Source organism: bacterium (assembly GCA_030019025.1).
In the GTDB taxonomy this organism is placed as follows: Bacteria; Hydrothermota; Hydrothermia; order UBA1063; family UBA1063; genus UBA1063.
The window spans coordinates 1-24,989 of sequence record JASEFR010000006.1; the positions used below are offsets into that span (position 1 = coordinate 1).

The 24,989-nt window shown below is 39.0% G+C and carries 23 protein-coding genes, 3 tRNA genes and 1 pseudogene; 14 read left to right on the top strand and 13 right to left on the bottom strand.

Going from position 1 to position 24,989, the window contains the following annotated elements:
- The 3 genes from QMD82_02360 to rpmB all read right to left on the bottom strand — a co-directional run.
- Positions 1-372: hypothetical protein (locus QMD82_02360; GenBank protein ID MDI6850765.1), on the bottom strand; the 372-nt coding region annotated here is incomplete at its 3' end.
- Positions 362-3,601: a translocation/assembly module TamB domain-containing protein gene (locus tag QMD82_02365; GenBank protein ID MDI6850766.1), complete on the bottom strand. Its 3,240-nt coding sequence runs from the start codon at positions 3,599-3,601 to the stop codon at positions 362-364. The genes QMD82_02360 and QMD82_02365, both read right to left, overlap by 11 nt.
- A complete protein-coding gene (gene rpmB / locus QMD82_02370; GenBank protein MDI6850767.1) occupies positions 3,571-3,756 on the bottom strand; it encodes a 50S ribosomal protein L28 in 186 nt (61 codons plus the stop codon). Before rpmB ends, QMD82_02365 begins: the two co-directional genes overlap by 31 nt.
- A gap of 162 nt (positions 3,757-3,918) precedes the next feature.
- Here rpmB and QMD82_02375 point away from each other — a divergent pair.
- The 7 genes from QMD82_02375 (at position 3,919) to QMD82_02405 (ending at position 8,568) form a co-directional block, all read left to right on the top strand.
- A tRNA-Thr gene (locus QMD82_02375) sits at positions 3,919-3,991 on the top strand.
- A 9-nt stretch (positions 3,992-4,000) separates the two neighbouring features.
- A tRNA-Tyr gene (locus QMD82_02380) sits at positions 4,001-4,084 on the top strand.
- A 160-nt stretch (positions 4,085-4,244) separates the two neighbouring features.
- Positions 4,245-4,316 (top strand) — tRNA-Gly (locus QMD82_02385).
- Between the two features lie 42 nt (positions 4,317-4,358).
- The gene (gene rpsO, locus QMD82_02390; GenBank protein MDI6850768.1) at positions 4,359-4,628 is read left to right on the top strand and encodes a 30S ribosomal protein S15; all 270 of its coding nucleotides are present in this window, start codon (positions 4,359-4,361) and stop codon (positions 4,626-4,628) included.
- Positions 4,625-6,742: a polyribonucleotide nucleotidyltransferase gene (locus QMD82_02395; protein MDI6850769.1), complete on the top strand. Its 2,118-nt coding sequence runs from the start codon at positions 4,625-4,627 to the stop codon at positions 6,740-6,742. Before rpsO ends, QMD82_02395 begins: the two co-directional genes overlap by 4 nt.
- Positions 6,729-7,877, top strand: coding sequence for a DegT/DnrJ/EryC1/StrS aminotransferase family protein (locus QMD82_02400; GenBank protein ID MDI6850770.1), 1,149 nt, complete (start codon positions 6,729-6,731; stop codon positions 7,875-7,877). The genes QMD82_02395 and QMD82_02400 overlap by 14 nt, the downstream gene beginning before the upstream one ends.
- Positions 7,846-8,568: a dihydroorotate dehydrogenase electron transfer subunit gene (locus QMD82_02405; protein MDI6850771.1), complete on the top strand. Its 723-nt coding sequence runs from the start codon at positions 7,846-7,848 to the stop codon at positions 8,566-8,568. Before QMD82_02400 ends, QMD82_02405 begins: the two co-directional genes overlap by 32 nt.
- Here QMD82_02405 and miaA read toward each other — a convergent pair.
- From miaA to mutS, 9 genes and pseudogenes are all read right to left on the bottom strand, one after another.
- A complete protein-coding gene (miaA, locus tag QMD82_02410) occupies positions 8,565-9,485 on the bottom strand; it encodes a tRNA (adenosine(37)-N6)-dimethylallyltransferase MiaA (protein ID MDI6850772.1) in 921 nt (306 codons plus the stop codon). The two genes, QMD82_02405 and miaA, sit on opposite strands and share 4 nt — an antisense overlap.
- The gene (gene glmS / locus QMD82_02415; GenBank protein MDI6850773.1) at positions 9,486-11,291 is read right to left on the bottom strand and encodes a glutamine--fructose-6-phosphate transaminase (isomerizing); all 1,806 of its coding nucleotides are present in this window, start codon (positions 11,289-11,291) and stop codon (positions 9,486-9,488) included.
- Between the two features lies 1 nt (position 11,292).
- Complete coding sequence (gene rodA / locus QMD82_02420; protein MDI6850774.1) at positions 11,293-12,450, bottom strand: rod shape-determining protein RodA; 1,158 nt, start codon at positions 12,448-12,450, stop codon at positions 11,293-11,295.
- Positions 12,437-13,357, bottom strand: a pseudogene (locus QMD82_02425) (penicillin-binding transpeptidase domain-containing protein). Before QMD82_02425 ends, rodA begins: the two are co-directional and overlap by 14 nt.
- Positions 13,358-13,381: 24 nt before the next feature.
- Positions 13,382-14,095 (bottom strand): hypothetical protein, encoded by a 714-nt coding sequence (locus tag QMD82_02430; protein MDI6850775.1) that lies wholly within the window; start codon positions 14,093-14,095, stop codon positions 13,382-13,384.
- Complete coding sequence (locus QMD82_02435; protein MDI6850776.1) at positions 14,092-14,514, bottom strand: hypothetical protein; 423 nt, start codon at positions 14,512-14,514, stop codon at positions 14,092-14,094. Before QMD82_02435 ends, QMD82_02430 begins: the two co-directional genes overlap by 4 nt.
- Entirely contained in the window at positions 14,495-15,199 is a 705-nt protein-coding gene (locus tag QMD82_02440) for a rod shape-determining protein MreC (protein MDI6850777.1), read from the bottom strand. The genes QMD82_02435 and QMD82_02440 overlap by 20 nt, the downstream gene beginning before the upstream one ends.
- Positions 15,200-15,220: 21 nt before the next feature.
- On the bottom strand, positions 15,221-16,291 hold the full coding sequence (locus QMD82_02445; protein MDI6850778.1) for a rod shape-determining protein: 1,071 nt from the start codon (positions 16,289-16,291) through the stop codon (positions 15,221-15,223).
- Entirely contained in the window at positions 16,276-18,831 is a 2,556-nt protein-coding gene (mutS, locus tag QMD82_02450; protein ID MDI6850779.1) for a DNA mismatch repair protein MutS, read from the bottom strand. Before mutS ends, QMD82_02445 begins: the two co-directional genes overlap by 16 nt.
- Before the next feature lie 159 nt (positions 18,832-18,990).
- Between mutS and QMD82_02455 the strand changes: the two genes are divergently transcribed.
- Genes QMD82_02455 through QMD82_02485 form a run of 7 tightly spaced genes read left to right on the top strand, consistent with a single transcriptional unit; the run spans position 18,991 to position 24,431 of the window.
- Complete coding sequence (locus tag QMD82_02455) at positions 18,991-19,749, top strand: YebC/PmpR family DNA-binding transcriptional regulator (GenBank protein MDI6850780.1); 759 nt, start codon at positions 18,991-18,993, stop codon at positions 19,747-19,749.
- A gap of 4 nt (positions 19,750-19,753) precedes the next feature.
- The gene (locus QMD82_02460) at positions 19,754-20,230 is read left to right on the top strand and encodes a crossover junction endodeoxyribonuclease RuvC (GenBank protein ID MDI6850781.1); all 477 of its coding nucleotides are present in this window, start codon (positions 19,754-19,756) and stop codon (positions 20,228-20,230) included.
- A complete protein-coding gene (gene ruvA, locus QMD82_02465) occupies positions 20,208-20,789 on the top strand; it encodes a Holliday junction branch migration protein RuvA (protein MDI6850782.1) in 582 nt (193 codons plus the stop codon). The genes QMD82_02460 and ruvA overlap by 23 nt, the downstream gene beginning before the upstream one ends.
- Positions 20,776-21,816: a Holliday junction branch migration DNA helicase RuvB gene (gene ruvB / locus QMD82_02470; protein MDI6850783.1), complete on the top strand. Its 1,041-nt coding sequence runs from the start codon at positions 20,776-20,778 to the stop codon at positions 21,814-21,816. The genes ruvA and ruvB overlap by 14 nt, the downstream gene beginning before the upstream one ends.
- Positions 21,806-22,387 carry a bifunctional nicotinamidase/pyrazinamidase gene (pncA, locus tag QMD82_02475; GenBank protein MDI6850784.1) on the top strand — a complete coding sequence of 194 codons (582 nt, stop codon included), beginning with the start codon at positions 21,806-21,808 and terminating at the stop codon, positions 22,385-22,387. Before ruvB ends, pncA begins: the two co-directional genes overlap by 11 nt.
- Before the next feature lie 15 nt (positions 22,388-22,402).
- Positions 22,403-23,431: a tRNA 2-thiouridine(34) synthase MnmA gene (mnmA, locus tag QMD82_02480; GenBank protein ID MDI6850785.1), complete on the top strand. Its 1,029-nt coding sequence runs from the start codon at positions 22,403-22,405 to the stop codon at positions 23,429-23,431.
- Positions 23,424-24,431, top strand: coding sequence for a tRNA 4-thiouridine(8) synthase ThiI (locus QMD82_02485; protein ID MDI6850786.1), 1,008 nt, complete (start codon positions 23,424-23,426; stop codon positions 24,429-24,431). The genes mnmA and QMD82_02485 overlap by 8 nt, the downstream gene beginning before the upstream one ends.
- Here the strand turns inward: QMD82_02485 and QMD82_02490 are convergent.
- The gene (locus QMD82_02490; protein ID MDI6850787.1) at positions 24,428-24,952 is read right to left on the bottom strand and encodes a DUF4416 family protein; all 525 of its coding nucleotides are present in this window, start codon (positions 24,950-24,952) and stop codon (positions 24,428-24,430) included. The genes QMD82_02485 and QMD82_02490 overlap by 4 nt on opposite strands.
- Between the last annotated feature and the right edge of the window lie 37 nt (positions 24,953-24,989).

A 24,989-nucleotide genomic window follows, 5' to 3' on the forward strand; every position in this document is an offset into this window, starting at 1 on the left:
TATATCTTTTTTAGTTGACAATTTATAAATGTAAGCCCCCCTCTCAACGACTCCTGGTGGAAATAGAAGAGGTATGATGTCAGCCAGACTGCACAGATAGTAATCTCGCATCCATTCGGCAAGCTTAAGGTAGGGTTCAGTTGTTGCAAACTCCGAAGTAAGAACTTCTTCTATCGGTTTAATTTTTTCTTCAGGTAAATCTGGGGTATCAATGATTTCCCAGACTACACCCTTTGACCGAGTTCTTTGAAATGGAACAATAACAACCGCCCCCGGGTAAGTTTTTTCAAATAGTTCTTCCGGTATGGAGTAAGTAAAATGGTCTAAGCTTGTTCTTGGTATCACCACGTGTGCAAACTTTTTAGAACTCATAAATATAGTCAAGACCTATGAAAAGCCTATGCTCTTGGTCTCGCTCTGCAAATATTCCGAAATTATTGTTAACTTTGTATCTTATTCTAAACATGTCCTTGGTTATATCAAAGATATCGTGCGAGTACCAGAGATAGAAGCGAGGATTTAGATAAAACCCTATGAGAAGTGCTGGATTTTCAGTGGTTTCGGAACTGGACAGCCTTAATTCTTGAAACCTCAATGTTCTTCTAAGGCTTTGTGATATTAGAGTGCTTGCCAGGGTGAAAGCCCTATTTTTAAGCTCCTGTAGCTCTTCTATCCCTGATGAAGTCGTGTCGCCATATGGTTTGCCAAGAGTTAAAAGATAGATTATGTTTAACTCATCAAGGGGTGGTTCAGAAGTTAGTGTAATTTGAGGATTTCTCATAGTGCCAGCCAGCGTAAGGTAAACATTGAAGGTGTCAACCTTTGAGAAAGCTTTTAAATTAAACTCCGGTTCTAAGTCTTCTGAAGAGTTAAAATTCACATATCCGGATTGGATATCAAAGATTCGATCTAAGTAGAGAAAATACCCTTTAACTACGTCAACAGTCCCATCTAAAAGCATTTTACCACCCATTATCTGGTAAACAAGATTACCTTTGATTTCAATATCTGCCAGCTCATTTACCAAAAAGGTATTACCCTCGAGGTGCAAATTGAGGAGGAGATTCAAATTTTGAGGAAATTGGGAGTGAGATTCTTTTGGTGGTCTTATGCTTTGGAAAATTGTTGCCTCTTTAATCAGTGCATCGCCTTTCACTATAATACCATCTTCTCTGATTAAAACATCAATTTTGGTGTCACCTGAGGCAAAGAGGTTATAAGATGGATATAGGGTAACGTTGGTGCCTGAAAAAGTGAGGAATATTTCTCTCTTTTTTTCGAATAGCTTTTTACCATGTCCATATATTTTCACTGTTCCATGGTCGACAAGGGCGGTTCCTCTCTTGATTTTAAAACCATCTCCTTCAAGTTCGGTAAATATCTCACCTTTGGAAAATTCAAGTTGTATAGGAGTATAAATACCCGACATGTTCTCGCTCCTTAGAAATCCCGAAAGATATGGCTGTGATCCGTATGTACCATAAATTTTCACTTCCCCGTATATATTGAGCGAATTCAATATTAGTTGTTTATCTGTAAAGTTGTTTATTTTTTCAGCTGGTAAATCACGGATTCTTGCTTCGATTTCATACTTCCCTTGATTCTCTGGTTTGAAGTTAAAAGGCAGTAAGGAAAAAGTTAGAGGAAAAAAACCATTAAGCTCAACATCCGTCGAAGGGCCAAGAATTGAAACAGTATCAAGAATAACGCCATTTTCGTAGATTTTTGCAAAAACACATAATTTTAGGTCTTTGTATTCTCTAAAGTTTAAGTTTTCTGCCTGAATCCACGCATTTGCCTTTGGAGTTTCGAGGGTTCCGCTAATGTAGAGTGAGCCTGATAATATCGAACTAATTCCTGCTAAGTTGTTGATTTTTAGTGTATTAATCAAAAATTGCGCATCAATTTCTTTCGTAGATAAATCAAGATTAGCTTTAAGTAAGACTGGAGAGGAGTTTACCCATATTTTACCGCTGTCAATGGATACTTTGTTATACCTTTTGACTACATTTATGGGATCTGTTATCTCAAACGTGTCGGTTTTTCCTACAAGGAATTGCAAATTGGTGACTTGAAAGTCAAAGTTTTTACCACCTAAATTGCTAAAGAAAAAATTACCTTTGAGCGATGAGCAGTTTTGGAAAGCAGAGAGAGTTATGTAAAAGTGCTTAAGTTCATCGGAAACAAGCAAAGTTATTGTTGAGTCAGCCTGTAAGTTTGATGCCATTAATTCTTTGCCGAATATTTTTAAGCTGTCTATTTGACCTTTTGACGAGATGGTAAGGAGAATTTCCTTAGCGCTGGTTTTCTCATAATTTAGTGCCTTCGCTTTAAAGATAGCATAACCCTCTCTGTAATCTCTTCCAAGCGTGTAATTTATATTAAAGTGGGCAATGCCTCCTAAGTCTTTTAAAAGGTCGGACAGTGAAAGAACTCCGTTAGCAACAATTTTTGCCTTGTTATCGGTAAATACGACTTTTCCTGATAAGTTGGAGTTCGTAGATGTAATGTTGTCTAAATTGATGTTGAGTTTGCTGTCATAAAAGGAGAACTTACAGTTTATTTGAAAATCTTCGGAATTAAGGTACTTTAGATTACTGGAGCTGAATTTTCCAAAAAGTTTACCTTTTTCAAACTCTAGGCTTGAAGTGATATACCCCGTTAGCCCTGCTTCGTTAAGGGAAATATCGAGTGCACCAATTGAGAGCTTGCCTTCCTTGATTAAGTAAACCCCGTTTCCGTTAATTGTATTTTCTCTGTACTTGAATAAGACTTTTTCAATTATTAAAGAGTCAGGGAATTCCTGGTCCATTACAGCAAAAACATCTTTAAAGGTTTGCCCTTGGACGTTAATTTCCCGGGCATTTAAAAAAAGTTTGCCGTTGTTTATTAAATAAAGGAGATTTAGTTCTTTTGCACTGTTTTGTTGTAATTTGATAAGACTTATCTTTAGTCTTGCTGAGTCAGGTAAATATATTGCTCCGAAGGTACCAGAAATGCCCAGTTTGTTGTTTTGGATTTCCATATCCTTGATCAGGATTGTGTTGTTTTTTATCAGTATGTCACTGTAAAAATAAAAGTTTTCATCCTCAAAGTATATTTCGTTGATGTAGCTTCTTATTCTATAGGGTTTGCCTGTGCCTTCACCGGTGAGGTAAATGAAATTTAGCTCAATTTTTGTTGTATCCAGAACGATTATACCTTTTTTAATCCTTATTTCCTCGAACTGGACAGGGATTGTTAATGTTGTGGTAAAAGAAGGGCTTTTCTTATTGCCGGTTCCTTTTAACTTGTAGGGATAGATTGTAAATTCTTCGGCATGGATGTAACTTATAGTCCTGAGAAAAATAAGAGAAAAGGGATTGTACTTGAGAGTGAAGTTCTTTACTAAAAGTGCATCTCCTAGTTTTAACTCTTTAAAATTCAAATTTCCAAAAATGTTGAAATGATAACCACTTATTTTGCACCTTTCATTTAAGGACTTCTCCAGATACTTTTGTATTAGGATTTTCGAGTATAAATTAAAAACGATATAAGTCGCCCCAGTTAAGAACGAGACAACAAGGGCGACTATTCCGATTTTCTTAATTTTTTGTAGCACTTCGAACAAACTTTAGCTTTTACCAAATAACCATCTACTTCTATCTCAACTTTGCGTAAATTTGGAAGCCAGCGTCTTGAGCTCTTTTTATTGGCATGAGAAACGTTGTTACCATATAATGGACCTTTCCCGCAAATATCACATCTTTTTGCCATTATTCTTCCTCCTTTGGTTGTAGGAAATTTTAGAACAAAAAGGCTGAATATTCAAAGACGGAGAGTCTTTATATTTGTAGTGTGTTATCTGGCTTAGATTGACTATTCGCTTCCTTTACTATAAATTTAAAATACTAACAGAGGTTGTTCTTTGTTAAAGTTGCTGGCGTAGCTCAGTCGGCAGAGCAGGTGATTTGTAATCACCAGGTCGGGGGTTCAAATCCCTCCGCCAGCTGGGAATGATGGAGGGGTACCCAAGCGGCCAAAGGGGGCAGACTGTAAATCTGCTGGCTTTAGGCCTTCGGTGGTTCGAATCCACCCCCCTCCATATTTAAATGTTTTGGGTTGTAGGACAAGTCTGTCTGGTTCTTTAAAAAGTAGGTGAGAATAAAAAACGGGAGTAGCTCAATGGTAGAGCATCCCCTATGCGGGGGATGGTTGCGGGGCGAGTCCCGTCTAAGGGTTGAAAAAAAGTTCTTTTAAAATGTGCGGGAGTAGCTCAATGGTAGAGCATCGGCCTTCCAAGCCGGTGGTTGCGGGTTCGAGTCCCGTCTCCCGCTTTTGTTTTTTATTTAAACTGAAAAAATGGAGGTAGAATTCTCATGACCATTAGCAAGGAAGAGAAGGAAAAAATAATTAAAGAATGGAGAAAGCATGAAAAAGACACGGGTTCTGTGGAGATACAAATTGCTCTATTGACCAAGAGAATTGCAGATCTGACAGAACATCTTAAAGTACATCGTAAGGATGTGCATTCCAGGACTGGTTTAATCAAATTGGTTGGTAAAAGAAAGAGGCTTTTAAATTACCTAAGGAGAGAGAATTTCGCCCGATATGCTGAACTCATTGATAAGCTGGGTATTAGAGGATGATTTTTTCTTTAGAACGTGAAATTGCTGGCCGGACGCTAAAAATTGAAGTAGGTAGAGTTGCAAACCAGGCGACATCTTCCCTATTAATATCTTACGGTGATACAGTACTTCTCGTAACCGTTGTAACCCAGGAGTCAAAGGAGAAAAGGGATTTTCTCCCGCTACTTGTTGAATATAGAGAACAGTCATACGCTGCCGGTAAAATACCCGGTGGTTACCTGAAGAGAGAGGGTAAACCCACAGAGAGAGAAATCCTGCATGGAAGGGCTATTGATAGGGCTATAAGACCGAGATTCCCTAAGGATATGATGAATGAGATAGAAGTCATAGCATATCTTTTGTCTTATGATCTTGAGAATGAAACAAACTTTCTCGGGATAATAGGCGCTTCTGCCTGTTTACACATTTCGGAAATCGAATTTGATGGTCCCATAGCAGCCTGTAGGGTTGGAAGAATAAACGGGGAATTTGTCCTTAATCCGACAAATTCTCAAATTGAGCAAAGTGATTTCGATTTGCTTGTTGCAGGTTCTTCTGGCGAGATTAACATGATTGAATTTGGCGGTAAAGAAGTTCCGGAAGGCGTTGTATTTCAGGCTATTGAATTTGCCATACCATATCTTAAGGAAATAGAGGATTTTCAAAATGAACTTAGAGAAAAAATAGGAAAGTCGAAAGTTCCGTATCAGAGGCTGATAATCTCCGATGAATTTTATTCCGGAATTAAGGATCTCGTGTACAAGGATATCGTTGATGCAATGCACATTAGTGAGAAGAAGTTGCGCAATGAAAGTCTTGATGCTATTAGAAAAAAAGCGGAAGAATATGTCAAAAACACTTATCCATCTGAAGATTTAACCAATGAGTTAAATCAAACACTTTATGAGCTCGAAAGGAAAGCACTTCGCGAGATGACATTGAATGAGGGAAAAAGAGTTGATGGAAGGGGATTTGAGGAAATAAGGCCGATTACCTGTGAAGTTGGGATACTCCCCAGAACACATGGTTCAGCTCTCTTCAAGAGAGGTGAGACGCAGACCCTTGTTGTAACAACGCTAGGGACAAAAGAAGACGTTCAGAAGCTTTCCGAGCTCGAGCCAGAAGAAGAGAAACGTTTTATGCTTCATTATAACTTTCCTCCCTTCTCTACGGGTGAGGTTAAACCTCTAAGAGGGGTTTCAAGGAGAGAAATTGGGCACGGAAATCTCGCAGAAAAGGCACTGGCTCCTCTGATACCTTCTGAGGAAGAATTTCCTTACACAATCAGAGTTGTATCAGATGTTTTGGAGTCAAATGGTTCTACCTCAATGGCTACCGTTTGTGGTGGTTCTTTGTCCCTTATGGATGCCGGAGTACCAATTAAAGCAGCTTGTGCGGGGATATCTACGGGCTTGATTAAAGAGGGTGATCGGTATGTTTTGCTCACGGACATCGTGGGTGCAGAAGATCACTATGGTGATATGGATTTTAAGATTGCAGGTACTTCTAAGGGAATTACTGCTATCCAACTCGATCTTAAGATCAGGGGATTACCGCTGAATATTATAAAAGAGACCTTTGAGAGGGCAAGGAAAGCCAGGCTCTTTATTCTTGATATAATGAATGCAACGATTTCCAAACCGCGGGATAGTGTATCCATTTATGCCCCAAAGGTGTCTTCAATAACAATTCCCACTGACAAAATTGGTCTTGTAATAGGACCTGGAGGAAGGACTATCAAAAAGATCATTGAACAGACTGGCACCAAAATTGAGATTGATGACACTACAGGGAGGGTGCTTATTTCAGGTTACAGTGAAGAAGGTGTTGAAGGTGCTAAGGAAATGATTAATGAAATGGTTCAGGAAGTAGAGCTCGGTAAGGTTTATATGGGGGTTGTGAAGAGAATTGCTCCTTTTGGCGCTTTTGTAGAGATTTTGCCTAATAAAGAAGGCCTTTTACACATTTCAGAAATTTCCGACTCCAAAATTTCAAAGGTTGAAGATGTCTTGAAGGTGGGGGATAAGGTTCTGGTCAAGGTAATCGAAATTGATGAAGCAGGTAGGTTTAAGCTATCGAGAAAAAGGGCCTTGAAAGGCGGTTTGCAGGAACTCGGAGCAATTGACACTGAGTAAGGGATTTAAAATTCCACTTTTTGAAACCTTTTTTGACGAATCTGACATTGAAGCAGTGTCATCAACTATCAAAACTGGTTGGGTATCCCTTGGACCTAAAACCAACGAATTAGAGAGGGCTTTTGAGTCTTATTTTGGAGTTAAATATGCGCTTTTTGTCTCTTCGGGTACAGCTGCCCTTCATCTTGCATATATATCTGCTGGTATAGGGCCTGACAGTATTGTGGTCCTGCCATCATTTACTTACATTTCCACCTTGACACCCCTGATTTGGATGGGTGCAAAGTTTGTTTTTGCGGATATTGAATCTCTTCAAAAGCCTGTTATCTCACCCGATACTATAGAAAATGTCAAAGGTAGAGCAACTCACGCTATTTACGTCGCATACGCTGGCTTTATGGAAGGAATTGATGAAGTTCAAAAGTACTGTAAAGAGAAGAACCTTGTTTTAGTTGAGGACGCATCCCATTGTCACGGGTCGATATGGAAAGGTAAAAGGGCCGGTAATTTTGGCATTGTGGCAGGAATGTCTCTTTATGCCAACAAAAGTATTACAACGGGAGAGGGAGGGGTAATTTTAACGAATGATGAGAATATATACAAGAGATGTAAATCCTTAAGGTCTCAGGGTATTTCGAGCACATCATATGAGCGTTATAAGGGTTTAGAACTGGATTACGATATATACGAAATTGGTTACACCTACCGTGCCACAGAGATTCAAGCTGCCCTTGGTTTATCACAGCTAAAAAAGATTGAATGGATTAATCAAAGGAGAAGAGAATTGGTGGGGCTTTATCGGAAGTTGTTAGAAGATGTTCCTGAAATTATTATACCGTTTGAAAATTACCAACTTTCTGGAAATTATATTTTTTCGGTTTTTTCCAAGGTAGACAGGGATGCTTTGAGACTTTTCCTATTCGAACATGGGATACAGACCAGTATCCATTATAAACCTTTGCATCTTTTTAGTGCTGTTCAGAAGCACTATCCGTATAGGCCGCTTCCCGTTACTGAAGAGGCCTACCGGATGCAGATCACTTTGCCTCTTTTCCCTACCATGAAAGAAGAATGGGTTGAGTATATTGTGAAGGTGCTTAAGGATGGAATTGCTAAGTACAAAGGTAATTTCTAACGAGTTTTTGGGCGATGGTTTTTTCCTGCTTGAGGTTGAGAACTTATGGGGGGAATCCATTTCTCCTGGACAATTTTTTCAACTAAGAGTGAGCAAAGGCCTTAGCCCTTTTCTTTCACGGCCCTTCAGTGTTTTTTTTGCAGATGCTAAAAGTCTTTTGTTTTTGATAAAGGTAGTAGGAATCGGAACCGAACTTCTCTCCGAAAAGAGAAAGGGAGAACCTTTAAGCTTATTAGGTCCTCTTGGAAAGGGATTTCCTGAACTACCTAATCCGACTCTTGTTGCAGGCGGTTCGGGCCTTGGTCCTCTCTATTTTTATGCCAAAAAAGTAGGGAATTTCAAAAGGTTTTTGTGGGGATTGAAAAGTAAGCCTCCTCAGGGCTTGGCTAATCTATTGAGGGAATTAAATATTTTTTTAATCACTGAGGATGGTTCTGAAGGTCAGAAAGGGTTAGTTACGGATTTTATCAATGAACAGGAGGATAGAATTATATATGCTTGTGGTCCTGTTCCCATGCTTAGAAATTTGAAGAACTTTAAAACTTCTGATGTGTGGGTTTCCGTTGAAACTGTTATGGCTTGTGGAATTGGACTTTGCTTTGGTTGTTCAGTTAAAAAGCCTTATGGCTCGGGATACTTTCGAGCCTGTAAGGATGGGCCGGTTTTTAATTTAAAGGATATTGAAATTTAGGATATCCTTTTTAAAATTTCTTCGTCGAGCCTATTAAACAGGTCGTTGATTTCCTTTGTTATATCGAACCAGCTAACATTTTTAAAATTTTTGAAAAACATTTTTTGCCTGCGGGCGTAAATCTTAGTATTTTTTATAGTTTTAGATATCGCTTCTTCTAATTTAAATTCCCCTTTCAGATATTTGATGGTTTCTTTGTAGCCTATTGTGTTGAGTGATGGTAATTTTTCATCGTATCCCATTTCAAGAATTTTTTTAGTTTCTTCGATGAGGCCTTCTGAAAACATTCTTTTCGTGCGTTCTTCGATTTTCCTGTATAGTTCAGCGTTTTGTTGTGTTATACCTATATATTCGGGCTCAAAAATCCTTTTTTTGCGAAGTTTCCTTCTTGCCTCACTGGCAGGCATTCCTGTGTTATAGTAGATTTCAAGAGCCCTTGTGATCCTCAGCCAATCCTTAGGATGGAGTTTTTTTGCAGTCTCAGGATCTTTTATCTTTAGTTCTTCGTATAGTTTTTCCACGCCCTCCTCATTTAGTCTATTGAGTAAATATTGCCTTATTTCAGGATCCTTCTTAGGTTCTTCAAAAAAATCAGAAAAGAGTGCTTTGTAATACAGAGGCGTACCTCCTACGATTACAGGGACTTTTCCCCTATTTAAAATCTGCGTTGCTACTTTTTCTGCGTCTCTGGCAAAGTCACCTGCGCTGTAAATTTCGTCGGGGTTTTTTATATCTATGAGCTCAAAAAATTCCCTGAAGGGCTTTTCCGGTTTTGCGGTCCCTATATCCATGTACCTGTAAACTTTTCTTGAATCACATGAGATGAAGTGAACTCTGTCACCAAATTTTGTTAGCAAATATTTAGCAATTTCCTTTTTGCCACAAGCTGTTGGCCCAAGTATACATATTATTTTCATTTAGTCCACGGTAAGGGTTTTAGAAATATTTTTGGGAAAATCAGGATCTATCCCTTTATGGATGCTCATGTGATACGCAATGATCTGCAAGGGTATGACAGATAGAATTGGAGTAAGGTACTCGTTTCCGTCGGGGATGGGCACAAATATGTGGCTTTCCTTTCTTAATTCTGCATCATCGGGAGCAATGGTTATTATTTTACCCCCACGGCATTTTACTTCATTAATGTGGGAGAGGATCATATGCTTGTCTTTAAGAGTAGCGACAAAGATGACTGGATACTCTTCCTCAACGATGGATAAGGGACCGTGTTTGAATTCTGCAGAATACATACCCTCCGCATGGATGTAAACCACTTCTTTTATTTTTAATGCACCTTCAAGAGCGATGGGATAGGTCAATCCAAATCCAAGCACATAGAAATCTCTCCAAGGAATTAGGGCCTTTATTACTTCATTTTTATGAGTTTCGGCGATTTTTATGGTTTCACTAAGTTTCTTCGGTAATTCTTCGAAGTTTATTTCAGGGTAAGAGAGCCCTTTCTTTTTCGCAATTTCTATCGAAAGGTAGAGGAGAGCAATTACCTGATTTACAAAGGTCTTTGTTGCAGGCACACTGATTTCCAGGTCAGAGAGAACGGGAATTACATGGTCACACCTCAAGGCGATGCTTGAACCAAGAACATTTATAAGTCCAATGGTTCTCCCCCTATTTCCAAAAGAATCCATGGCATTCTTTACATCTTTCGTCTCACCACTCTGAGTAACTACAAACAGAAGGTCCCCATCTTCAATAACATTCCCGTATCTCTCTGAAAATTCTGAAGCAGCTACCGGTATAAACATTTCTTTAGCTATTCGGGATAAATAAAAGCTTCCGAGAATGCCTGCGTGTAGAGAAGTACCACTACCTGTTATAAATTTTTTCTTTGATGTGAGAATATCATCCACTATCTGGTCAAGTTTCTTGAATTCCGGGAGAAAATTAATAATATTCCTTGCTTTTTCTGGTATTTCATTTATCTCCTTGATCATGAAGTGTGGAAAGCTTCCCTTTTCAGCATCTTTGATATCCATTTCCGTGTAAACTGGCTCTCTATGGATTTTTTCGCGGGTGTTCAAATTATATATGGTATATTCACTCTCTGTAAATTCAACCATTTCTCCGTCGTAGAGGGTGACAATATTTTTGGTAAGGTCGAGGAGGGCAACAAGATCGCTGGATACAGCAATGAAGTTTTCACCTATTCCTAAGAATAAAGAAGACCCCTTTTTAACGGCGTAAAATTTGTTTTCATTCACTGCGGTTATGGAAAATGCATAGTCACCCTTCAGAATTTCGTACGACCGGAATATAGAGTCTTTAAGGTCTCCTGATGAGTTATAATAATCTTCTATCACGTGGACGAGGGTTTCGCCGTCATTTTCGCCATTAAAATGGTGTCCTTTTTGGATCAAATTTTCTCTTAAGAATGGCGAGTTAACGATGTTACCATTGTGGGCACCGATTAAACTTTTTTTGCAGTCGAAGTGTGGCTGTGCATTTTCATAGGAGGGTGCTCCGTAGGTTGCCCATCTTAATTGTATGGTTCCCCTTTTACCTTCTATTTCCTCGAAGTTCAGGTCTTTGTAAACCCTGTGAATCTTTCCAGGTGCCTTTCTTATCTCAAATGTTCCGTTATCCTTAATAAAGCCAATTCCTACAGTATCGTATCCTCTGTATGCGAGCCTGAATCCTGCTTTTGTAAGGATGCTTCCCAACTCTTTCTGATCATTTTTATAGATTATACTGAAAAAACCGCACATATTAATCCTCCAGTTTCAAAACCAAGAATATTGCTGTTATTTCAGTAAGCAGATGGCTTCCGCCGTAAGTGATAAAGGGAAGCGGAATGCCAACTACTGGAAGTAAGGAAAGATTTGACAGGATATTGACAGAAAAGTGAAAAAAGAAGTAAGCAAAAATGCCAGTTAGTATCAATTTTTCCTGGCCTTCTTTCAATTCTATTTTTCTAAGTAAAAAACTGAGAAAAGCCATAAAAGTAACAATTATAATAATAAGGCCTACAAAACCGAATTCCTCACCAATGCTCGTAAACATGAAGTCGGTGTGGGCAGCGGGTAGAAATGCAAGGCCTTTTTGAGTGCCTTTTCCGGGACCTTTACCAAAGATACCGCCAGAGCCTACGGCAATTTTTGCCTGGTATATTTGCCAACCTTCTCTGCTTTTACTTTTTTCGGGGTTTAGAAAAGCAGTTAGCCTGTATCTCTGATATGGTTTTAACATTTTTTTCCATACAAAGGGTGTTGATAAACTGACAACAGTGAGAAAGCTGATAGTTAAAATCTTTTTATACAACACCTCTTTTGAAATTAAGAGAAAAATCAATAGAGTTAAGAATAGGATAGTTGTTGAAAGTAAATGAGCGGAGGCTATCATGGTGATAGGGGTTAGAATTAGAAGTCTGGTAAGAAAGGGGTCAAGCCCTGATATCCAACTCATAAGAAAGGCGATGAAGAGAAAAGTTAGAGCGGTCCCGAGATCTGGTTGAAGCATCACGAGAATAAAGGGAAATAACGTATATGCAAAGGCTTTAATCAACCTGATTTTTAGGGGCCTTTGGGTATTGGAGAGGATTTTACTTAATGCTAAAATAAGGCCAAGCTTTGCGATTTCTGAGGGCTGGAGTTGCATGAATCCAAGGTTTATCCATCGGTTAACTCTTCCTTTACCTGCTATTAAGACGATTATCAAGAGAATTAAGGAAAAGTAGTATATCAAATGTCCGTAATTGAGAATGTGTTCCTTCCTAATGAAAAGAGAAATTGTAAAAAGAAAGACAGTAAAGATTAAAGCCTTAGAAAGTTGGGAAAAGAAGTAGGAGTTGTTGATAAAATATAACTCTAAAAGCCCTATAGCGGTCAAAAATAAAGCGCTGGTGATGAGGACACTATTTCTTTTCACTCAACATCCTCCTTGCAATATTGATAGCTATTGGGGCTGCTGCTTCACTTCCGTGCCCCGCATTTTCTACAACAACAGTTAACACGTATGTGGGGTCATCATAAGGGAAAAAGCAAGTAAACCAGGAATGCTCTTTCCCGTGTGGGTTTTGCGCAGTTCCTGTTTTTCCAGCTATTTTGTAGGAAGGATCATAGAGATATCCCACAGTTCCTTGCGGGCTTTCAACGGTTAACCGCATGCCTTCTTTTATGATGTCAAAATGTTCCAAAGGAAGATTTAGGGTAATATATCCGGTTTTCTCGCCTTTTCTTACTATTGGTTTAGCGCACCTCCCATTTCCAGCTATTAATCCAGTTACTAAGGCCATCCATGCAGGGGTGACTTGGATTTCTCCTTGACCTATAGACCAGTTGATAACAGAACTTGGAAGGAGTAGTTTGTTCTTCATCATCTTGGTAGTTGGAATTAGAATTGAATATTCGCCGATTAAGTCGATTCCGGTTTTTTCAGGTAAGTTAAAGTGGTCAAGGGTTTCTATGAAGTTCTGCGTTCCTATCTTTGCTCCAACATTATTAAAATATACGTTACACGATTGCGCAATTGCTTGGGTTAGATTGAGTGGGCCGTGTCCTTCTGTTTTCCAGCAAAGCCATGTCCTCTTTCCAAAGGTAAACCCCCCTGTACAGTAGAAAGTTGTTTGCTCACTTATCACTCCAGTGTATAAACCTACAAGGGCGGTAATGAGTTTAAAAGTTGAACCAGGTGGATAGAGTCCCTGTAAGACTCGGTTCAGTAAAGGTTTTTCCTTGTCCGAAGTGTAATAATTCCATTTAACGATAAGGCTTTCGGGGTTAAAATAGGGTTTTGAGTAAAATACCAATACTTCTCCTGTCTTGATGTTCATTCCAAAGGCAGCACCGCGCGGATAATTTTAAAATAAGGAGTCTAATAAAGCCTGGATTTTTATGTCTATTGTTAGCAAGACCTCTTCGCCTTCTATTGGTTCTATTGGAGGTCGAGGATTAGTAGTTACCACATTCCCTCTTGAGTCTAAAGCAATGAATCTCGCGCCATCTTCTCCCCGCAGTAATAAATCGAAACTTCTTTCTACCCCGGCTTTTCCAATGAAATCCCCTGGGTCGAGATTGAATTTTTTCACTTCATCTTTAGATGCTTCACCAACATAACCTATAAGGTGTGCGGCGTATTTGGCGTAAGGTGTGTAAACTCTTACTGGATCTGCGTCTATCACGATACTTTTAATATTCGGCGATTTTTCCAGTAATTTTGTGGTTACTTCGTAAGAGAGATTTCCTTTAATCTCAATATAATTTCCTTTATGCTTCAGAGTGTCGGGATTAATTGTTAGATCTCCTAAGAGTTCTTTAAGAGTCACGTAGTCTTCATCTTTTAAAAACTTGGGTATTACCATCAGGCGGAAGGCTGGCTTCCAGTACGCAAGTAATACACCGTTCCTATCGTATATCTTGCCCCGTGGTGCGTGAATTTTATATTCTTTGAGAAAATTGTATGTTGCCTTTTGTAGGAGAGACTCATGCTCAATTATCTGAAATTGAAATAGCCTTATTACAATAATTACAGAGATTAACCAGAGTAAAGTTCGGAGAACGTTTACTTTACTCATACTAAAAATGCTGTAATTATAGCTAAGGCAAGGGTTAGGATAAATTTAAACCCGATTGCCATCAAGTTTATGTTCCAGAATAAAGAGTAAATAACAAAGGATAATGTAACAAAACTTGTTACGAAAATTAATTTAGCGGGCGCGAAGGTTAAATTGAAATTGCTCTTTGCCCAATTAGTTGATAGTGTTAGTACAGGAAAAACAATTGGTGAGACCCAGATTTTATCAATATTGAATCCGTCGTGTACTAAACCGCTCAAAAATGCCCAGAAAAGCAAAGCGGGTGTCTCATATTTAAGGGAGAGATATAGCAATGCAATTATAGAAATGTCAGGAAAAGTTTTAGGGAGTATGACCGTTGATGCCGAGGCAAGTATTAATAAAATAACGCCCGTGGTACTAATTTTTTGATTTTCCATAGATCACAACAATCCTTGAGGTAAAAGGCTTGAAGAACGGTTCGATTTTTGCTCTGTAAAAAATTGGATTATCAATGTCTTTCTGGTAGTTTTTCACCACACCAACTGGAGCGTAAGGCTTTGCATAACTTGAGAGTCGGGAAGTGTAAATTGTGTCTCCCGTGTGAATTTCTGCGTCAACGGGTATGTATAAAACCATTGGAAATTCTCCGCCCTGCAGAATTCCTGTATAGTATGGATTGATTGACTCAACTCCCACTTTAAAGCTTTCGTTATAAATTGTTTTTATCCTGACTTGCTCTCCTATTTGCATTTCGACTTTCCCTATCAGATAGCCATTTAAATCAACAACGGTACCTTCAACTAAATCTCCTATTTTTTTAGATTTAACTTTGACCAATATTTCCTCAGGGATTCCCATAGGAAAGTATTGAAAGATTTCTCCTATGAACGAATTGATTGATGTATCAACAACATTGTTTTCAGCAAAATCTTTACTATTGAGTTGTTCTCTTAGCCTTTGATTCTCAATGCTGAGTTGAATTGAACGCCTTTCTACGTTAGAGAGTAAAAGTAAGAGATTGCGTGTGTAAATGAAGGGAAAATAAAAGGATTTTGATAGCACTAATGCCACTTGCTCCTTTACGCCACTTATGTTAACGAAAATCGTTAGTAATAAAAACAAGATAAAGAGTTTTTTCTCCATTCAATCGATAAAATCCGCTCTTTTAACCATTGTTTTAGAAGAAGCAGTTAACACTTGCTGGTATTTGTCTATGTTTTCCAATATTTTCCCTGCTCCCAACACCACACAATGTCTTGGATTTTCTGAAACTTTCATGAGGATATTCGTTTCTTCCATAAGAAGATCTGGGAGTCCTTTAAGCAAAGATCCACCCCCTGTGAGGTAAATTCCTCTGTCTATTATATCAGCGACCAGTTCTGGAGGTGTCTGTTCCAGGGCTTTCTTTAATGCAAAGACGATTTCGTTAAGAGCAGTTCTTAGAGCGTTTCTGACCTCGGAGCTTGAGATTTCTATGGTTTTAGGCGTACCGCTTATGAGGTCTCTCCCCCTTACTTCCATTTTCTCCTCTGGATATGTAGGGAAAGCATTTCCAAGTTTAATCTTTATTTCTTCTGCTGTTTGTTCTCCAATTGCAATTCTATATTTTTCCTTTATATATGTTGCTATTGCTTCATCCATTTCATCTCCGGCAGTTCTTATGGATTTATTTACCACGATTCCAGAAAGAGAAATTACCGCAATCTCCGTGGTGCCAGCACCTATATCTATTACCATATTTCCCACTGGTTCTTCTATAGGGAGTCCCAAACCTACTGCAGCTGCAACAGGTTCAGATACCATGTGAACCTTTTGAACACCAGCAAGTAGCGCTGCGTCTCTCACTGCGCGCCTTTCGACATCAGTAATTCCTGAAGGTACAGAGATTAAAACCACTGGTCTGATTAAGATATTCTTTTCCAATACCTTGTTTAGGAAGTATATGATCATTTCTTGAACCATATCAAAATCTGCAATTACACCATCCTTCATAGGGCGTTTTGCCACAACCGTTTCTGGTGTTTTTCCAAGCATTTTTTTGGCTTCAATTCCACAGGAAATAATTTTACCAGTATAAAGGTCCATTGAAACCACTGAAGGTTCATCCAGAACTACACCTTTCCCCTTTACGTAAATCAGCGTGCTGGAAGTTCCAAGGTCAATAGCGATCTCATTTTTCAAAAAACTTATTAACCCTTTTAGGAACCGGAACATTTATTCAATTCCTCCTTAAGTTTGTAAAGTAAGTTTAAAGCTTCTCTCGGACTTATTCCATCAACATCGATAGTCGATAACATTTCGCAGATTTTACATTGGTTTTTTGTTACCTCTTCTCTTTCAAAGAGGTTGAGCTGTTTAATGTTGGACCTTATTCTCTTTATAAGCTCGCTTTCCTTTCTTTCCAACTGGCTTGCTATTTCTCTTGCTCGCTCGATAACTTCTTCTGGAAGTCCAGAAAGGGCAGCAACATGAATTCCATAACTTTTATTTGCGACTCCCTCTACAAGTTTTCGCAGAAAAACTACATTTCCTTCCCACTCCGCCACTTTCATGTGATAGTTTTTTACCTCTGGATGTATTCGCGAAATCTCTGAAAGTTCATGGTAATGAGTTGCGAAGAGGGTTTTTGCTTTAATTTTTTCAACGATATATTCAACACATGCCCAAGCTATTGCAATGCCATCGGTGGTTGAGGTGCCACGACCAATTTCATCAAGAATAAGCATTGAATTGGAGGTTGCGTTTCTCATTATCTCAGCAGTTTCAAGCATTTCGGCCATAAAGGTTGAAACCCCTTTTGTAATATCGTCGGATGCCCCAATTCTTGCAAATATTCTGTCGGTAAGAGGGATTTCAGCATAAGAGGCAGGGACGAAGCATCCCATATGGGCCATTATCATTATGATGGCTACTTGCCTTAGATAGGTTGATTTTCCTGACATATTTGGACCCGTGATAATGTAGAGTATATTGCTTTCCGTATCCAACACTGTGTCATTAGGAATAAAGGCAGATTTCAGGTTTTTTTCCACTACCGGATGTCTTCCTTCTTTTATAAGCAACTTGGTGCTCGTTGTAAAAACGGGTTTGGTGTATTTGTATGTTCTTGAAACCTCTGCAAAAGCCTGAATTAAATCCAGTTCTTTTACAAATTCAGTTAAAGCCACAATTTCCTTTGAAAAATTTAAGACAGAATTTCTGAGGTTTTCAACAATTTCTTTTTCAATGGAGACGGTTTTCTCTTCTGCCGATAGGAGCTTTTCTTCAAGTTCTTTAAGCTCTTCAGTATAGAACCTCTCGGCATTTTGAAGAGTTTGTTTTCTGATGAAATACGGGGGAACCTTATCAAGGTGTGATTTTGTTACCTCATAGTAAAAACCAAAAACTTGGTTGTAGCCAATTCTCAGGTTTGGAATTCCTGTTCGTTCTCTTTCTCTTATCTCCATTTCCAGAAGTTTTTCTTTGGAATGCGTTAAGAGAAATTTCAATTCGTCAAGTTCCTTGTTCACACCACTTCTTACCCACCCCGGAGGGGTAGCAGGTGGATCCTCTTCAATGGTAGACTCAATCTTTCTCATCAAAAGTTCAAAATTTTCTGATGTTAAAGGGAAGGCAAACAATTCCTCGCCTTTAAGTAAATTCTCAATTTCTTTGAAGGCTTTAATACTTTCAAGAAGTCTTAAGAAGTCTCTAATGTGAAATTTTTGAGTGGAAAATCTGGAGATGATTCTTTCCAAATCGGAAATTTTTTTTAATTGCTCTCGGACCTTTTTATGTTTTTCTTGGTTTGTTAAGAAGAACTCAACTTTGCATAGTCTTTCATTAATTAAATTTGCATCCCTTGGTGGAGTCAAAATAGTTTCTTTTAAGTATCGACTTCCTTGGGGAGTTATTGTCTCCTTTAGGTGGTAATAAAGGGTATCGTCTTGCGCTCCATAGGGTTTTTCTAATAGCTCGAGATGTTTTGCTGTTTTAGCATCAATTTTTAGAATTTTATCGGTGTCAATTCGCTTGATGGTTCTTAGGTGACTAAGCATTCCAGGTTTTTTCTCTTCCAAATAGTTTATTAGATTGAATATTGCACGAAGCTCAGGCAGGTCATCGTGCAAATTTATAATCTTTATGTCTGGAACGCCGAAGAATTTGCAGATTTTTTCTACAATTGAATCTCTGGATAGAAGCGTTGATGCAATTCTTGTGTAATTAAGTGCATATCTGTCCTTCAGCTCAAAGTAAAGATCATCTTCCACCAGGATTTCCTGAATGTTGTAAGTTTCTATACGGTTCATTAGCTCTTCCAGAGTGCCTCCTTCTACAAAGATTTCTCCTGTACCTATATCCGCTATGGCAATAGCCCCCTTCCCCTTCAAAAGTGTCAAAGAGCCAATAAATATGTGTTCAGTTTCATCGCTAAAATCTGGATGATAAAAAGTTCCTGGAGTCAATATTTCAACAACTTCTCGTTCCATCAATTTTTTACCTTCGCCGAGTTGTTCACAGATTGCAACCTTATAGCCGTTTTTTACTAATTTTTCGAAATATTGCCAGGCTGCCTTTGCGGGAATGCCTGCAAGGGGTGCCCTGTGGTTTTTATAAAGAGGTTTGGATGTAAGGGTTATGCCTAATACCTTTGAAGCTACATGTGCATCATCGTAAAGAAACTCATAAAAGTCGCCAATTCTAAAGGCTAACAAAGTGTCCTTGTTTTTCTCTTTCAAGGTTCTGTACTGGGTAAGAAGTGGTGTCTGATACATAAGATAATTTTAATTTTTAAAATCAAAACTCGCAAAAGTCCAATTTTAGTTTTTCTTAACCCTGCTGTTTTGAACTTTTTGTTTTTAACCTTTTTGTTGAAAAAAGGATGTTTTTAACTTATACTTAACCAAATGCAGTTTTAAAATGGAGGTGAAAATATGGCTGGTCATTCCAAATGGGCTCAAATTAAACATAAAAAAGCAAAGGTTGATGCTCAGCGTGGAAAAATTTTTACGAAAATAATCAGGGAAATTACGGTTGCTGCGAAGCTTGGAGGTGGTAACCCAGAAAATAATCCACGTCTTCGTATTGCAATTGAAAAAGCTAAGGAAATAAATATGCCGTGGGAAAACATAGAAAGAGCTATTAAAAGAGGTACTGGAGAGCTTGAAGGAGTTGAGTACGTAGAGACTGTATTTGAAGGGTATGGTCCAGAAGGTGTTGCCTTCATAGTGAAAGTGCTTACCGATAACAAGAATAGAACCAGTGGAGAAATCAGGCATATTTTCTCCAAACACGGTGGTCATCTTGGGGTACCGGGAAGTGTTGCATGGCAGTTTACGGAGAAGGGGATAATTTACGTTGATAAGGATAAAGTTTCTGAAGATGCAATCTTGGAAATTGCACTGGAAGCAGGGGCAGAAGATGTAAAAGAAGAAGGAGATTCCTTTGCTATCTACTGTGATCCTAAGGATTTTGAATGGGTTAAGAATGCATTTAAAGAAAGGGGTATAGAGATTTCTGAAGCCGATATTACTATGCTTCCACAATCCACAGTAAAAATTGAGGATGAAAAAACCGCAGAAAAAATTCTGAAATTAATGGATGCCCTTGAGGAGAATGACGATGTTCAAAAGGTTTTTGCGAACTTTGATATACCTGAAGATGTGCTCCAGACTATAGCAGCGAAATCTTGATTGGATGTTGGTTTTAGGAATTGACCCCGGATTGAAGGCAAGTGGCGTTGCCATCATTGACCACAATTATAACATTAAGTTTTCTGAAACTCTTTATACCGAGGCAGGAGGCTTGGGTGAGCGTCTGAATGTTATTTACGAAGGAATCAGTAAGGTGCTTGAAGATTGGAACCCTGATGTGGTTGTGATAGAGAGCACTATCTATTATAGGAATGTAAAAACAGCCCTTACACTTGGTGCAGTGAGGGGGACCTTTCTTCTTGCGGTTGCACAGAGGGGAATTGAAGTTGCAGAAATTTCCCCAACCAAAGTAAAGGTTAGCCTTACTGGGCAGGGAAGAGCAAGGAAGAAGCAGGTTGCCTATATGGTTAAGAATCTGGTGAAGCTTAATAAAGACTTGACAGAACATGAATTTGATGCCGTTGGGGTGTGTATTGCTTATTTGAGGAGTCTAAAAAATGCTTTACGCCTTAGAAGGTAAAGTAGTTGAGAAAAGGGATGTGCATGTTTTTCTCAACGTTAATGGCCTTGTCTTTGATATTCTTGTTGCTCCCTCCTTTGCGGAAGAGCTGATAGTTGGAGCTGTTAATTTTATTTACGTCAGCATGGTGGTTTTTGAGGAGAGTGTTGTCTTGTATGGTTTCAAAACTTCTGAGGAGCGCGAGATTTTTAGTTATCTCATCAAATTGCAAGGCATTGGACCAAATCTGGTTTTCCGAATAATGTCGGCATTGAGTGTAGAGGAGTTGAAAGACTGTTTGGAAAAGGGTGATGTTAATAGATTATCGCAAATAAAAGGTGTTGGAACTAAGAGAGCTGAACGTATAATCTTTGAGGCCCAAGGGATTACTATTAAAACTGGAGAAAGAAAAGTTGAAGAGTCGGTAAGGTCAAAAGCGATCTCTGCCCTTATGTCCCTCGGATTGAGGGAACAGGACGCTACAAGTTTGGTAGATAAAGCAATAAAGAGTATCGGAAAACCTGTTAACCTTGAAGAGCTTATAAAAGCTGCATTGGGAGGTGGCGGTGAGAATAACTGATCCTAAAGGGGTTTTTGACGAAGACAGAGAACTGGATAAAACTCTGAGGCCTCTTTCTTTTGAAGAGTTTATAGGGCAGGAAAAAATTAAAGAAAATTTGAAAATTTTCGTAAAGGCTGCAAATTTGCGAAATGAGCAGTTGGATCATGTGTTGCTTCTCGGCCCGCCCGGTCTTGGTAAAACAACTCTGGCTTATATTATTGCAAATGAGATGGGAGTTAACATTAAAACCACATCAGGCCCTATTATTGAAAGGCCTATTGACCTTGTCGGAATCTTAACCTCTCTTAAGGAAAGGGATGTGCTTTTTATCGATGAGATACACAGACTTCCCCGAGCGGTTGAAGAGTACCTTTATTCGGCGATGGAAGACTTTAAAATTGATATAGTTCTCGATAAGGGCCCCAAAGCAGAATCTGTGAGAATAGATATCGCTCCATTTACATTAATTGGTGCAACAACCAGGGTTGGATTGTTAACGTCTCCCTTAATATCGCGTTTTGGAATGTCTTTCAGACTTGATTATTACAGCGTTCAGGAACTTTATAAAATAATTCTTCGATCGGCTAAATTGTTGAAAGTGGAGGTTAGCGATGAAGGCGCGTTGGAGATTGCAAGAAGGGCAAGGGGAACTCCGAGGGTCGCCAACCGCCTTCTTAGAAGGGTAAGGGATTACGCAGAAGTAAAATCTAACGGGATTATAGATAAAGAGATTGCGATCTATGCTTTGAACAATTTAGATGTGGACGAAAAAGGCCTCGATGAAATGGACAAGAAGATTTTGAAAACAATTATAGAGAAATTTAATGGTGGACCAGTCGGGATAAAAACTCTTTCCCATGCGGTTTCGGAAGACCCTGGCACTATTGAAGAGGTTTATGAACCCTTCCTTTTAAGGGAAGGTTTTCTGAAAAGAACTACGAGGGGTAGAGTAGCAACCCCTCTGGCTTACGAACATTTGGGTTATGATACAAAAAACTATAACTTGGAACTATTTAAAGAATGGGAGGTTCGCAATGAAGATTAAGTTAAGAGAAAAAGATGCATTGATTATCGTTGACTTGCAAAATGATTTCTGTCCTGGGGGTGCTCTGGCTGTTCCTGATGGAGATAAGATTGTCCCGGTTTTGAATGCGTATATAGAGCGTTTTTCATCGGGTAGATCGTTGATAGTAGCCACAAGGGATTGGCATCCTGAAAGCCACATTTCCTTCGTGGAGCAGGGCGGCATATGGCCTAAACACTGTGTTCAGAATACTAAGGGGGCTGAATTTCACCCTGATTTGAAATTGCCCCAGGATGCAATAATAGTATCTAAGGCGACAGAACCTGAGAAAGAGGCTTATTCTGGGTTTGATGGGACTGGCCTGGAGAAACTTTTAAGGGGAAGAGGAATAACCCGGCTTTTTATTGGTGGACTCGCAACGGATTACTGTGTAAAGGCTACTGTTCTTGATGCATTAAGATTTGGATTTTGTGTATTTTTGCTTCTTGACGCGGTGAAGGGTGTGAATGTACAGCCAGAAGATTCGGAAAGAGCGATTATTGAGATGCTTGAAAAAGGAGCTATTGGAATAGTTTTTGAAGAGATCAAGTAAGACTGGTGCATTTTAATGGTTCCCAGAGTTGTAGCTTTGATGAGTGGAGGAGTTGATTCTACTGTTGCAGCTCTGACTTTAAAGGAACAGGGATATGAAGTAATAGGTGTCACTTTCAATTTTAATACCAGGTGTGGGAGGGTTCAAGATATTGAGGATGCTAAAAAGATGGCGAGAGAGATCGGCATAAGGCACGAGGTGTTTGATGTTTCTGATTACTTTAAAAAAGAAATTATCCAATATTTCTTGGATGAATACAAAAAAGGGCGTACTCCCAATCCTTGTGCCCTTTGCAATAAGAAGGTTAAATTGAGCTTGGGAATAAAGATTGCTAAAGGGTTTGGGTGTGATTTTGTTGCTACAGGTCATTATGCGAGGATAACGCGAGAAAATGGAGAAGTTCATTTGAGAAAGGCTCTGTGGGAAAACAAATCGCAGGAATATTATCTTGCTTTGATTGAAAAAGCACATCTTGAGAAATTGATCCTTCCCCTTGGTGAGATGTCAAAGGATGAGGTGAGAGAAAAGGCAAAAAAGTTTGGGCTTGAAGTTCATGACAAAGAAGAGAGTCAGGATGTTTGTTTTGTGGGGAAGGATTATAGGGTATTTCTTCTAAAAAAGGGCTTTGAAAAGAAAGAAGGCTTGATAGTTGACGAAAATGGCAATGTTCTGGGAAAGCACGACGGCTATTATTTCTTTACCATTGGTCAAAGAAGAGGAATTGGAGTAGCAATGGGCAAAAGGTTTTATGTAAAAGAAATCCTTCCTGAAAGAAATCTTGTTGTTGTTGCTCCCTTTGAAAGATTGTACGACAACAGTTTTTCCGTTAAAGATATGAATTTTTTGGAAGAAGTAGTAGAGGGAGAGCGGTTAGAAGTGAGAGTGAGATATAGGGGTAAAATGGCTGAGTGCACCCTCTTTCCTTTATCCGATGGTACTTATAAGGTTATTCTTAGTGATAAGCTTTTTGCAATTACTCCTGGACAGGTTGCGGTGTTTTACCGGGGAGATATGGTCGTAGGTGGGGGTATAATTGATGGCTGAGAACAAAGTAAAAGCTTTGGCACTTTTATCAGGGGGACTTGATTCCACACTTTCAGCATTAATAATGCAAAAGCATGGAGTTGAAGTCAAGGGGATTGTTTTCGTCACTCCCTTCTCTTCCTCTGAGGTGGACCTGAGAAGAGTTTCAGAATCTAAGAGGGCTTATTACAGTAAAGTTGGAATTGATGTTGATGTTTATGAAATTGTTGAGGAATATTTTGAGATTGTAAAAAATCCCCTGCATGGTTATGGTAAAAACCTGAACCCCTGTGTCGATTGTAAAATCTTGTTTCTAAGAAAGACTAAGGAGTTGCTGGGTATATACGGTGCTAATTTTATCATAACTGGTGAAGTTTTGGGGCAGAGGTCGATGTCGCAAATGCTGAATACTTTACTACACATTGAAAGAGAAGCGGGGGTTGAAGGGCTCGTCGTAAGGCCACTCTCGGGGAAATTGTTACCTCCTACAAAGCCTGAGCTGGATGGAATTATAAAAAGAGAATGGCTTATGGCTATAAAGGGAAGAGGGAGAAAAGAACAACTTGAACTGGCGAGGGAATTGGGATTGACAGAATTTCAGCAACCTGCAGGAGGATGTTTGTTAACAGTACCAAGTTTTTCAGAACGCCTTAGAAAGGTTTTGCTTAGAAATGAGCTGGACCAATTTCACGTGGCCCTAATTAAGTTGGGAAGGCATTTCTTTGTAAACGGCAGAAGATTGGTAATAGGTAGAAACGAGAAAGAAAATCAACAGATTTTGAGAATAGCTTCAGGTAAGTTGGCTATTTTTGAGCCCATAAGTACCAAAGGTCCAGTAGCGGTTTTTGAAAGCCAAGATTTAGATTTAGAATCATTAAGTACCATCCTCGGAATTGTAGCGAGGTATTGTGACGAGAAGGAAAATGTTGAATTTTTTATTAAATTGCCCTCAGGGGAAAACTTTAGCTACCGGATTGAAAAATCTTTCCATCCATCAGAAGTTGAAAAATTCAGAAATTAGTAAATTCGGTAGAGTTTAAGCTTCTCGCGGGCTTTTTTGAAGAAATCTTTTGCAGCTTGGGTTTTATAATCTGGATAAGTCCAGGGGAGCTCTTTAAAACCTTCCTTCTTTGAGAATACCAGGGTTACTTCTGCGTAAATCCCATCAGATATGTAAATCCTGTGGGAGTAGTTTTTAGTGGTAAAAAGGACCACATTGGAGAGGGTTATATAACCGGGGTCAATGTTGATCGTTCGCTTTCCGGAGACTGAGAATCTGTTTTCTATTTCATTGGAGAGTAGTTTTACTTTGTGAAGGTCCTCTAAGGGCTTAATTCCCTTAAATAAGACCCAGCATCTTAAAAGTCCTTTGCCCATTTCCTCAGCGTAATAATCAGTAAAATTGTCGAAGGGTAACACTTCAGATACGAAATCAATTTCACCTATGGGGTTCAGTATCTCTCCAAGCTTCGCAATGTTTTCCTCTTGGGAAATGATACCACTGAAGAGTAGTACCTCCTCTGGAGTTTTGACTTCTCCCATGGTTAAATTATAAATCACCTTACCCAAAAATGGGCCC

What these genes read in the sequence shown, in the direction of transcription:
- rpmB (MDI6850767.1), bottom strand. Translation starts at nt 3,756, where the DNA reads ATGGCAAAAAGATGTGATATTTGCGGGAAAGGTCCATTATATGGTAAC.
- rpsO (MDI6850768.1), top strand. Translation starts at nt 4,359, where the DNA reads ATGACCATTAGCAAGGAAGAGAAGGAAAAAATAATTAAAGAATGGAGA.
- QMD82_02395 (MDI6850769.1), top strand. Translation starts at nt 4,625, where the DNA reads ATGATTTTTTCTTTAGAACGTGAAATTGCTGGCCGGACGCTAAAAATT.
- QMD82_02405 (MDI6850771.1), top strand. Translation starts at nt 7,846, where the DNA reads ATGGAATTGCTAAGTACAAAGGTAATTTCTAACGAGTTTTTGGGCGAT.
- miaA (MDI6850772.1), bottom strand. Translation starts at nt 9,485, where the DNA reads ATGAAAATAATATGTATACTTGGGCCAACAGCTTGTGGCAAAAAGGAA.
- glmS (MDI6850773.1), bottom strand. Translation starts at nt 11,291, where the DNA reads ATGTGCGGTTTTTTCAGTATAATCTATAAAAATGATCAGAAAGAGTTG.
- QMD82_02430 (MDI6850775.1), bottom strand. Translation starts at nt 14,095, where the DNA reads ATGAGTAAAGTAAACGTTCTCCGAACTTTACTCTGGTTAATCTCTGTA.
- QMD82_02435 (MDI6850776.1), bottom strand. Translation starts at nt 14,514, where the DNA reads ATGGAAAATCAAAAAATTAGTACCACGGGCGTTATTTTATTAATACTT.
- QMD82_02445 (MDI6850778.1), bottom strand. Translation starts at nt 16,291, where the DNA reads ATGTTCCGGTTCCTAAAAGGGTTAATAAGTTTTTTGAAAAATGAGATC.
- mutS (MDI6850779.1), bottom strand. Translation starts at nt 18,831, where the DNA reads ATGTATCAGACACCACTTCTTACCCAGTACAGAACCTTGAAAGAGAAA.
- QMD82_02455 (MDI6850780.1), top strand. Translation starts at nt 18,991, where the DNA reads ATGGCTGGTCATTCCAAATGGGCTCAAATTAAACATAAAAAAGCAAAG.
- QMD82_02460 (MDI6850781.1), top strand. Translation starts at nt 19,754, where the DNA reads ATGTTGGTTTTAGGAATTGACCCCGGATTGAAGGCAAGTGGCGTTGCC.
- ruvA (MDI6850782.1), top strand. Translation starts at nt 20,208, where the DNA reads ATGCTTTACGCCTTAGAAGGTAAAGTAGTTGAGAAAAGGGATGTGCAT.
- pncA (MDI6850784.1), top strand. Translation starts at nt 21,806, where the DNA reads ATGAAGATTAAGTTAAGAGAAAAAGATGCATTGATTATCGTTGACTTG.
- mnmA (MDI6850785.1), top strand. Translation starts at nt 22,403, where the DNA reads ATGGTTCCCAGAGTTGTAGCTTTGATGAGTGGAGGAGTTGATTCTACT.
- QMD82_02485 (MDI6850786.1), top strand. Translation starts at nt 23,424, where the DNA reads ATGGCTGAGAACAAAGTAAAAGCTTTGGCACTTTTATCAGGGGGACTT.
- QMD82_02490 (MDI6850787.1), bottom strand. Translation starts at nt 24,952, where the DNA reads ATGGGAGAAGTCAAAACTCCAGAGGAGGTACTACTCTTCAGTGGTATC.